Source organism: Mycobacteriales bacterium (assembly GCA_035995165.1).
GTDB lineage: Bacteria > Actinomycetota > Actinomycetes > Mycobacteriales > CADCTP01 > CADCTP01.
In genome coordinates this window covers 1-8,741 of the sequence record DASYKU010000034.1, presented here as the reverse complement: position 1 = coordinate 8,741, position 8,741 = coordinate 1, and the positions used below count along the sequence as shown (strand labels likewise).

Annotated in this window: 10 protein-coding genes; 5 read left to right on the top strand and 5 right to left on the bottom strand. The window is 75.5% G+C overall.

The window, feature by feature from the left end; translation table 11 throughout:
• From VGP36_06105 to VGP36_06090, 4 genes are all read right to left on the bottom strand, one after another.
• The coding region (locus VGP36_06105) for a hypothetical protein (protein ID HEV7654296.1) at nt 1–445 on the bottom strand (445 nt) is incomplete at its 3' end.
• Nucleotides 442–945 (bottom strand): SigE family RNA polymerase sigma factor, encoded by a 504-nt coding sequence (locus VGP36_06100; protein HEV7654295.1) that lies wholly within the window; start codon nt 943–945, stop codon nt 442–444. The genes VGP36_06100 and VGP36_06105, both read right to left, overlap by 4 nt.
• A gap of 64 nt (nt 946–1,009) precedes the next feature.
• Nucleotides 1,010–1,561 (bottom strand): hypothetical protein, encoded by a 552-nt coding sequence (locus VGP36_06095; protein HEV7654294.1) that lies wholly within the window; start codon nt 1,559–1,561, stop codon nt 1,010–1,012.
• Complete coding sequence (locus VGP36_06090; GenBank protein ID HEV7654293.1) at nt 1,545–2,063, bottom strand: SigE family RNA polymerase sigma factor; 519 nt, start codon at nt 2,061–2,063, stop codon at nt 1,545–1,547. The genes VGP36_06095 and VGP36_06090 overlap by 17 nt, the downstream gene beginning before the upstream one ends.
• Before the next feature lie 194 nt (nt 2,064–2,257).
• Between VGP36_06090 and VGP36_06085 the strand changes: the two genes are divergently transcribed.
• The 5 genes from VGP36_06085 to hemB are packed head-to-tail and all read left to right on the top strand — an operon-like array spanning nt 2,258 to nt 7,836.
• Nucleotides 2,258–3,055, top strand: coding sequence for a redox-sensing transcriptional repressor Rex (locus VGP36_06085; protein HEV7654292.1), 798 nt, complete (start codon nt 2,258–2,260; stop codon nt 3,053–3,055).
• Nucleotides 3,052–4,392 (top strand): glutamyl-tRNA reductase, encoded by a 1,341-nt coding sequence (locus tag VGP36_06080; protein HEV7654291.1) that lies wholly within the window; start codon nt 3,052–3,054, stop codon nt 4,390–4,392. Before VGP36_06085 ends, VGP36_06080 begins: the two co-directional genes overlap by 4 nt.
• Nucleotides 4,389–5,312, top strand: coding sequence for a hydroxymethylbilane synthase (gene hemC, locus VGP36_06075; protein HEV7654290.1), 924 nt, complete (start codon nt 4,389–4,391; stop codon nt 5,310–5,312). Before VGP36_06080 ends, hemC begins: the two co-directional genes overlap by 4 nt.
• Nucleotides 5,309–6,856 carry a bifunctional uroporphyrinogen-III C-methyltransferase/uroporphyrinogen-III synthase gene (locus tag VGP36_06070; protein HEV7654289.1) on the top strand — a complete coding sequence of 516 codons (1,548 nt, stop codon included), beginning with the start codon at nt 5,309–5,311 and terminating at the stop codon, nt 6,854–6,856. The genes hemC and VGP36_06070 overlap by 4 nt, the downstream gene beginning before the upstream one ends.
• Nucleotides 6,853–7,836 carry a porphobilinogen synthase gene (hemB, locus tag VGP36_06065; protein ID HEV7654288.1) on the top strand — a complete coding sequence of 328 codons (984 nt, stop codon included), beginning with the start codon at nt 6,853–6,855 and terminating at the stop codon, nt 7,834–7,836. The genes VGP36_06070 and hemB overlap by 4 nt, the downstream gene beginning before the upstream one ends.
• A gap of 51 nt (nt 7,837–7,887) precedes the next feature.
• Here the strand turns inward: hemB and VGP36_06060 are convergent.
• On the bottom strand, nt 7,888–8,741 hold an 854-nt coding region (locus VGP36_06060; GenBank protein HEV7654287.1), incomplete at its 5' end, for a hypothetical protein.

Here is an 8,741-nt window from a genome sequence, read left to right as displayed (position 1 = left end):
CGGGCGGGCCGCCCGGATCCGGCAGGCTCGGCCCCGGGGTCGCCGACTGCGTCGGCAGCGTGTCGGCCGGGCGGGGTACCTCGCTCGGCGTCACCGCCGGGTCGGGCGGCAGCGTCACGGCCGGGCCGGGCACCCGAGTGGTGGGCAGCTGGGTCGGCGGCACCGGGGCCGGCGTCACGCAGGCGGTCGGGCTGGGCACGAGCCCGCCCCCGCCGTCCCCGGTCCGCTCGACCGGGGTCCCGCCGCCGAACCCGACGGCCGCGGCCGCGGCCGTCGTGCCGACCACGGCCAGCGTGCCCGCGGTGCTGCCGACGAGGGCGAGGCGCTGCCGGCGCCGGCGGGCGTTCCGCGCCACCGCCAGCGCCTGGTACGGGGTCAGCTCCAGCGGCGGCTCGGCCGCGAACAGCGAGCGCAGCGAGTCGGTGACGAACGGGTCCGGTGTCACCGGTGGACTCCTTCCGGGAGGCCGGGGGTGAGCAGCGCCCGCAGCGCGGCCAGCCCCCGGGACGTCTGGCTCTTCACGGTGCCCTCGCTGCAGTCCAGCGCCCGGGCGACCTCGGTGATCGGCAGGTCCTCCCAGCAGCGCAGCACGACGGCGGCGCGCTGCCGGGGCGGCAGGGTGTTCAGCGCGGCCAGCAGGTCCAGCCGCTGGTCCGTCTCGTGCGCCGGGTCGGACCGGACGCCGTCGATCGACTCGCCGGTCGGCTGCTCCTTGCGCCAGCGCCGGCGTTCCTCGTCCAGGAACGTGCGGACGAGCATCGTCCGGACGTACCCGTCGATGTTGTCGGCCCGGCTGACCTTCGCCCAGGCCAGGTAGACCTTGGTCAGGGCGCTCTGGGTCAGGTCCTCGGCTCGGTGCCAGTCCCCGCAGAGCAGGTACGCCGACCGTCGCAGCAAGCGCGCCCGCGCCGCCACGTACGCGGTGAACTCCTCGTCCCGCCGCACCCGCGCCCTCCTACCGTCGACCGTCTCGCCCTCCTGACGCATCGACCCCCGGGGAAGGTTGAACTCAGCGCGGGGTGCAGGGTGCGCCGAGCACCCAGGTCCCGTCGAGGCCGCGGTGGATCGGCAGGTAGCGGTAGCCGGTGCCGGGCAGCGAGGCGACCAGCACGCCGGCCCGGCCGTCGGTGACCTGGGTCCAGCGGGCCATCTCGTACGGGGCCGCGCGGGGCCAGCCGTGCAGGGCGAGCAGGTCCGCGGCCCGGTCGGTGGGCCAGTCGCCGTTGTCGACGGTGACCGTGCGGCCGGGCAGCTTCGACCTGTCGAACCGGACGTCGCCGCACTGCGCGCTCCCGGTGCCGGTCGGGTCCGGGACCGGCGCCGCGGCGCTGCCGCCCCCGCCGCCGGTCATCCCGTCGACCGAGTTCGGCAGCGCGCCGCCGTGGGTCGTCCCCGGCAGCGTGACCAGCAGCACGGCCGCGGCCGCGACGCCGGCCCCGGCCGCGGCCAGCCGGCGCTGCCGCACCCGCCGCCGCCCGGCCGCGAGCACCGCGGCCACCGGCACCTCGCCCGGCTCGGCGGTCGAGGCCGCCGACTCCAGCAGCTCACGCACCTCGGTCACGGCTGTCTCCCTCCAGCACGCCGTCGAGCAGGCCCGCCTCCCGCAGCGCCGCGAGGCCGCGCGCCGCGCGCGACTTCACCGTGCCGGGGGAGCAGTCGAGCAGGTCGGCGATCTCCCGCTCGGTGCGGTCGTCGTAGTAGCGCAAGACCAGTACGGCCCGTTGGTCGACCGGCAGCGCGGCGAGCGCGACCCGGACCGACTCGGCCAGATCGAGGTCGGACGCCTCGACCGGATTCTCCGGAATTGCGGAGGTGGGGGTCTCGCCCCGCCACCGCCGGCGCCGCGCCCGCAGCGCCAGCCGGACCAGCGTCGTCCGCGTGTACGCGTCCGCCGCGGCCGCCGCCTCCAGCCGGCCCCAGGCCCCGTACGTGCGGGCCAGCCCGTCCTGGACCAGGTCTTCGGCCAGGTCACGGTCGGTGGTGAGCAGGTAGGCGTACCGCAGCAGGCTGCCGTACCGGGCCCGGACGAACCGGGCGAACGCCTCCTCGTCGGCCGCCCGCACCCCGCACCACCTCCGCTACCTATGACTTCCAGGAGCACCTGGACGGTTGTCCCGGTTCCCGGTGGATCTCCCGCTCGATTTTGTGAACGCATTCACAAGTGGCTACGGTGTTCTGTGTAGGTGAGCCGATACCACAGCGCGCCGACGCGCCCCCACGCGGGTGTGCGCGGAGTGCACAGAGCGGGAGCCAGGCCGTGACCGACCAGCAGGCTGCGATGCCGGACGAGGCGCTTGCGGGCGACCCTTCGGCGGGCGGCGTGCGGCGGGCCCGGGCGGCGATCGGCCGGGCCGTCCGCTCCACCCTGCCGGGCCGGGTCGAGCCCCGCCGGGAGACCCGGGCGGTGCCCGAGGCGACCGTCGCGCGGCTGGCCGTCTACCTGCGGGTACTGTCCCAGCTGGCCGAGGAGGGCGTGGTCACGGTCTCCTCCGAGGAGCTCGCCACCGCGGCCGGGGTCAACTCGGCCAACCTGCGCAAGGACCTCTCCCACCTGGGGTCGTACGGGACGCGCGGGGTCGGGTACGACGTCGCCGTCCTGGTCGATCGGATCGAGGGCACCCTCGGGCTGACCCGGCGGCTGGCCGTGGCGCTGATCGGCGTCGGCAACCTCGGCCACGCGCTGGCCGGCTACGGCGGCTTCACCACCCGCGGCTTCCACATCGCGGCGCTGCTGGACGCCGACCGCGAGCGGGTCGGCGAGGACATCAACGGCTTGCGGGTCCGGCACGTCGACGACCTGCCGGACGTGATCCGCGAGCACGACATCGTGATCGGCGTGATCGCCACCCCGGCCCACGCGGCCCAGGAGGTCTGCGACCTGCTCGTCGACTGCGGCGTGACCAGCATCCTCAACTTCGCCCCGGCCGTGCTCGTGGTGCCCGATGGCGTGGACGTGCGCAAGGTCGACCTCGCCATCGAGCTGCAGATCCTCTCCTTCCACGAGCAGCGCAAGCTCCGGCCGATCGGCGGCAACGCGTTCGAGGAGGTCGGATGAGCCTCCTCGTCGTCGGGATGTCGCACCGCACCGCCCCGGTCTCGCTGCTCGAGCGGGCCGCCGTCGGCGCCGACGAGCTGCCCGAGGTGCTGCACGCCCTGCTGCGCACCGACCATGTGAGCGAAGTGCTGGTCCTGTCCACCTGCAACCGCGTCGAGGTGTACGCGGAGGTCGACCGCTTCCACGGCGGCCTGCAGGACACCTCGACCGTGCTGGCCGACCGGGTCGGCCTGGACGTCCCGGCCCTCGGCGAGCACCTGTACGTGCACTACGAGGACGCCGCCGTCCTGCACCTGTTCTCGGTCGCGGCCGGGCTGGACTCGATGGTCGTCGGCGAGTCGCAGATCCTCGGCCAGCTGCGGACGGCGTACACGGCCGCGGTCGAGCTGGACACGGTCAACCGGGAGCTGCACGAGCTCTGCCAGCACGCGCTGCGGGTCGGCAAGCGGGTGCACTCCGAGACCGCCATCGACCGGGCCGGGGCCTCGGTGGTCTCCGTCGGCCTGCACGAGGCGACCCGGGTGCTCGGGCCGCTGGCCGGCCGGCGCGCGCTCGTGGTCGGGGCCGGTTCGATGGGCGCGCTGTCCGCGGCCACGCTGGCCCGGGCCGGCGTCGGCGAGATCGTCGTGGCCAACCGCTCGCCCGAGCGGGCCGCCCGGCTGGTCGGGTCGCTGTCGGGCCAGGTCGAGCTCGCCCGCGCGGTCACCATGGACGACCTGGCCGAGGAGCTGGTCCGGGCCGACGTCGTGATCGGCTGCACCGGCGCGGTCGGCGCCGTGCTGCCGGCCGAGGTGGTCGAGGCCGCGCTGCCGGGCCGCTCCGGCCGGCCGCTGGTGCTGCTGGACCTGGCCCTGCCGCGGGACTTCGACGGCGCCGCCGCGGTGCTGCCCGGCGTGCACTACCTGGACCTGGCCGCGCTGGCCGAGCCGGCCGTCCGGCTCGGCGCGCACGGCGACGTCGAGCAGGCCCGCGCGATCGTCGGCCAGGAGGTCACCGGCCGGCTCGGCGCCCGCCGGGCCACCGCCGTCACCCCCACGGTCACGGCGCTGCGGGCCCGCGCCGCCGAGGTCGTCGACACCGAGCTGGCCCGGCTGGACGCGCGGCTGCCGGGGCTGGACGAGGCCACCCGGGCCGAGGTCGCCCGCAGCGTGCACCGGGTCGTGCAGACGCTGCTGCACGCGCCGACCGTCCGGGTCAAGCAGCTGGCCGAGCAGCCCGGCGGCGGGGCGTACGCGGACGCGCTGCGGGAGCTGTTCGACCTCGACCCGGCCGCCACCGCGGCCGTCGCCGGGATCACGCTGCCGACCGAGGTCAGCACCGACGGAGGGCCGGCATGACCACCCCGCTTCGCATCGGCACCCGGGGCAGCGCGCTGGCCCGCAGCCAGACCTCCACGGTCATCGCCGCGCTGGCCGAGCTCGGGATCAAGTCCGAGGCGATCGAGATCGTCACCACCGGCGACCGCTCCACCGCCGCGCTGACCCAGATCGGCGGCACCGGGGTGTTCGTCTCGGCGCTGCGGGACGCGCTGCTGGCGGGCGAGATCGACATCGCGGTGCACTCGTACAAGGACCTGCCGACGGCCCCGCAGCCGGGGCTGGTGGTCGCCGCCGTGCCGCTGCGCGAGGACCCGCGCGACGTGCTGGTGGCCCGGGACGGCCTGACCCTGGCCGAGCTCCCGGTCGGTGCCGTCGTCGGCACCGGCGCACCCCGCCGGTCCGCGCAGATCCGCGCGCTGGGCCTGGGCGTCGAGGTGGTGCCGATCCGCGGCAACGTGGACACCCGGCTGGGGAAGGTCACCGCAGGCGAGGTGGACGCGGTCGTGCTGGCCCGGGCCGGGCTGGCCCGGCTGGACCGGCTGGACGTGGTCACCGAGACCCTCGACCCGCTGCTGGTGCTGCCCGCGCCGGCCCAGGGGGCGCTCGCGATCGAGTGCCGCGCCTCCGACGACGAGCTGGTCGCCACGCTCGCCGCGCTCGACCATGCCGACTCCCGGTCCGCGGTCCTCGCGGAACGTGGCCTGCTGGCCGCACTGGAGGCGGGTTGCACCGCCCCGGTCGGCGGCCTCGCCGTGATCGCCGAGGGCGATGACGGACCGGAACTGTTCCTCCGTGGTTCGGTGACCGCGGCCGACGGCTCGGATGCCGTCCGGCTGTCCGCCACCGGCCCGGTCACCGAAGCCGACGCGATCGGCCGGCGGTTGGCCGCCGACCTGCTCGCCGATGGCGCTGATGAACTCTTTGGGAGCACGCGATGAGCCGCGCGCGCAAGACGACCGGCCGGATCACCTTCGTCGGAGCGGGACCCGGGGACCCGGGTCTGCTCACCGTCCGGGCCGCCGAGGCACTGCGCTCGGCGGCGCTGATGCTGCTCGACCCGGACGTACCGGCGGGCGTGGCGTCGCTGGCCGAGGGCGGGGCCGAGGTCAGACCGGCCATCGGCGACCCGGCCACGGTCGCGGCCATGCTGGTCGCCGAGGCCCGGGCCGGGTCCGCGGTGGTCCGGCTGGTGGCCGGCGACCCGCTGTCCTCCGACGCCGTCGTGCGCGAGGTCCTCGGGGTGGCCGACGCCGGCCTGCCGTTCGACATCGTGCCGGGGGTCCCGGTCGCGACCGGCGTCCCGGCGTACGCGGGGGTGCCGGTGGGTTCCGCGCACACCGTCGTCGACGCCCGCGACGAGGTCGACTGGGCCGGCGCCTGTGGTGCCCCGGGCACGCTCGTGCTCACCGCCACCCAGGCCCACCTGGGCAAGATCGCGGTCGCGCTGCTGGAGCAGGGCCGGGCCGGGGACACCCCGGTCTCGGTCACCGCGGACGGCACCGGCGCCGGCCAGCGCTCGGTCACCACGACGCTGGCCCAGCTGGAGCAGGACTCGGGCTGGCTGGCCGGCCCGCTGGTCGTCACCGTCGGCGCGGCCGTGGCCGAGCGGGACCGGCTGTCCTGGTGGGAGAGCCGCCCGCTGTACGGCTGGAAGGTACTGGTGCCGCGGACCAAGGAGCAGGCCGGCGCGATGAGCGAGCGGCTGCGCGCGTACGGCGCGGTGCCGGTCGAGGTCCCCACCATCGCCGTCGAGCCGCCGCGCACCCCGGCCCAGATGGAGCGGGCGATCAAGGGCCTGGTCACCGGCCGGTACGAGTGGATCGTGTTCACCTCGACCAACGCGGTGCGCGCGGTGCGGGAGAAGTTCGACGAGTTCGGCCTGGACGCGCGGGCGTTCGCCGGCGTGAAGATCGCCTGCGTCGGCGAGTCGACCGCGGCGGCGGTCCGTGCCTTCGGTATCAACCCGGAGCTGCTGCCCTCGGGCGACCAGTCCTCGGAGGGCCTGCTGCAGGACTTCCCCCCGTACGACGAGGTGCTCGACCCGATCGACCGGGTGCTGCTGCCGCGGGCCGACATCGCGACCGAGACGCTGGCCGCGGGGCTGCGCGAGCGCGGCTGGGAGATCGACGACGTCACCGCGTACCGGACCGTGCGGGCGGCGCCGCCGCCGGCGGACATCCGGGACGCGATCAAGTCCGGCGGGTTCGACGCGGTCTGCTTCACCTCGTCCTCGACGGTGCGAAACCTGGTCGGGATCGCCGGCAAGCCGCACGCCCGGACGGTCGTGGCCTGCATCGGCCCGCAGACCGCGGCGACGGCGCGGGAGTTCGGGCTGCGCTCGGACGTCGAGCCGGAGACCGCCGCGGTGGACGCGCTGGTCGACGCGCTGGCCGCGCACGCGGTGGCCCGGCGCGAGTCCGGCGACGCCACCCCGCCGCCGAAGAAGACCAGGCGGGCGTCGTCCTCGCGGACCGCGAGGTGACCGGCTTCCCGTTGTCCCGGCCGCGCCGGCTGCGGCGGTCGGCGCCGCTGCGGCGGCTGGTCTCGGACGTCCGGCTGCACCCGGCCGACCTGATCCTGCCGATGTTCGTCAAGGAGGGTCTGCAGGAGCCGGCGCCGATCGCCTCCATGCCGGGCGTCGTGCAGCACACGCTCGACTCGCTGGTGAAGGCCGCGTACGAGGCGGTGCACGCGGGGGTCGGCGGGCTGATCCTGTTCGGGATCCCGGCGGCCAAGGACGCCCGCGGGTCGGCCGCCGACGACCCGGCCGGGATCGTGCAGGTCGCGCTGCAGCGGCTGGCGGCCGAGGTCGGCTCGGACACAGTGCTGATGGCCGACCTCTGCCTGGACGAGTACACCGACCACGGGCACTGCGGCGTGCTGCTGCCCACCGGCGAGGTCGACAACGACGCCACCCTCGCGCGGTACGCGTCGATCGCCGTCGCGCAGGCCCGCGCGGGCGTCCAGGTCATCGCGCCGAGCGGGATGATGGACGGCCAGGTCGGGGCGATCCGGTCCGCGCTGGACGGGGCCGGGTTCACCGACCTGCCGATCCTGGCCTACTCGGCCAAGTACGCCTCGGGGTTCTACGGGCCGTTCCGGGACGCGGCCGAGTGCACGCCGCAGTTCGGCGACCGGTCGGCGTACCAGCAGGACCCGGCGCGGTCCGTCGGCGAGGCGCTGCACGAGGTCGCGCTGGACATCGCCGAGGGCGCCGACGCGGTGATGGTGAAGCCGGCGCTGGCGTACCTGGACGTGGTGGCCGCGGTCCGCGCCGCCGTCGACCTGCCGGTGGCCGCCTACCAGGTCTCCGGTGAGTACGCGATGGTCGAGGCGGCCGCGGCCAACGGCTGGATCGACCGGGACCGGATCATCCTGGAGTCGCTGACCGCGATCCGGCGGGCCGGCGCGGACATGATCCTCACCTACTGGGCCACCGAGGTCGCGACCAAACTCCGCTGAGCACTCCGGTGTCGCTCAGCACTCCGGTCTCGCTCAGCACTCCGGTCTCGCTCAGCGCGAGCACCAGAGCTCCCATTCGTACCGCTGCACGGCCGGGGCCGGATCGCGCCAGGTGATCCGGCGTTCCCCGGTCGCGCCGTCGCGCACCGGGCCGACGCCGAGGTCCTCGCACTCCCGCACCCGGAAGCTGCGCGCCCCGGGCGGGAACACGAAGTTGACCGTGAGGTCGGTGACCGCGATCGTCGGCTCCCGCCCGTCCCGGTTGCTGGGCGACCAGGCCAGCCGGTCCGTGCCGTCCTCCCGCAGCGGATCCCACAGCCGCGGCGCCTTGTAGCGGATCGACCACTCCGTGATCCGCTTCAGCCCGGGTTGGAACAGCACCAGCGCGAGCACGCCGTCGGCCGTCTCGGAGACCGGCAGCACGGTCACGGTCGTGTCGTCGCCCTCGACCTCGCAGGTCAGTTCCAGGTCGTCGAAGCAGGGCCGGATCCGGTCGTTGGCCGCGGTGATCGGCCGCAGCGTCCGGTAGACCACGTACGGCGCGGGCGTGGTCCGGTGCCGCTCGACGATCATGTCCTCGCCGGCGCGGTCGCCGACGGTGATCGTGAGCTCGACCTCCTCCTCGAACAGCGGGTACTGCCGGTCGACGATGCGCTCGACCGCGGACCGGTACCGGTGGATGGCGCGGTTGGCGGTCTCGAGCTCGGCCTCGAGCCGGCCGATCCGGCCGTACCGGCGGGTCGCGAGGCGAACACCGAGCACGCTCAGCGCGGCCACCGCGACCAGGATCAGCAGGATGCGGCCGGTGCCGTCGACGACGAGCTGGGCCACGCCGGTCGCGGCGGCGAGCGCGGCCGTCGCAGCGGTCCAGGTGGCGCGGAACGGATCGGCGGGCGGCAGGTCAG

What these genes read in the sequence shown, in the direction of transcription:
- VGP36_06080 (HEV7654291.1), top strand. Translation starts at nt 3,052, where the DNA reads ATGAGCCTCCTCGTCGTCGGGATGTCGCACCGCACCGCCCCGGTCTCG.
- VGP36_06070 (HEV7654289.1), top strand. Translation starts at nt 5,309, where the DNA reads ATGAGCCGCGCGCGCAAGACGACCGGCCGGATCACCTTCGTCGGAGCG.
- hemC (HEV7654290.1), top strand. Translation starts at nt 4,389, where the DNA reads ATGACCACCCCGCTTCGCATCGGCACCCGGGGCAGCGCGCTGGCCCGC.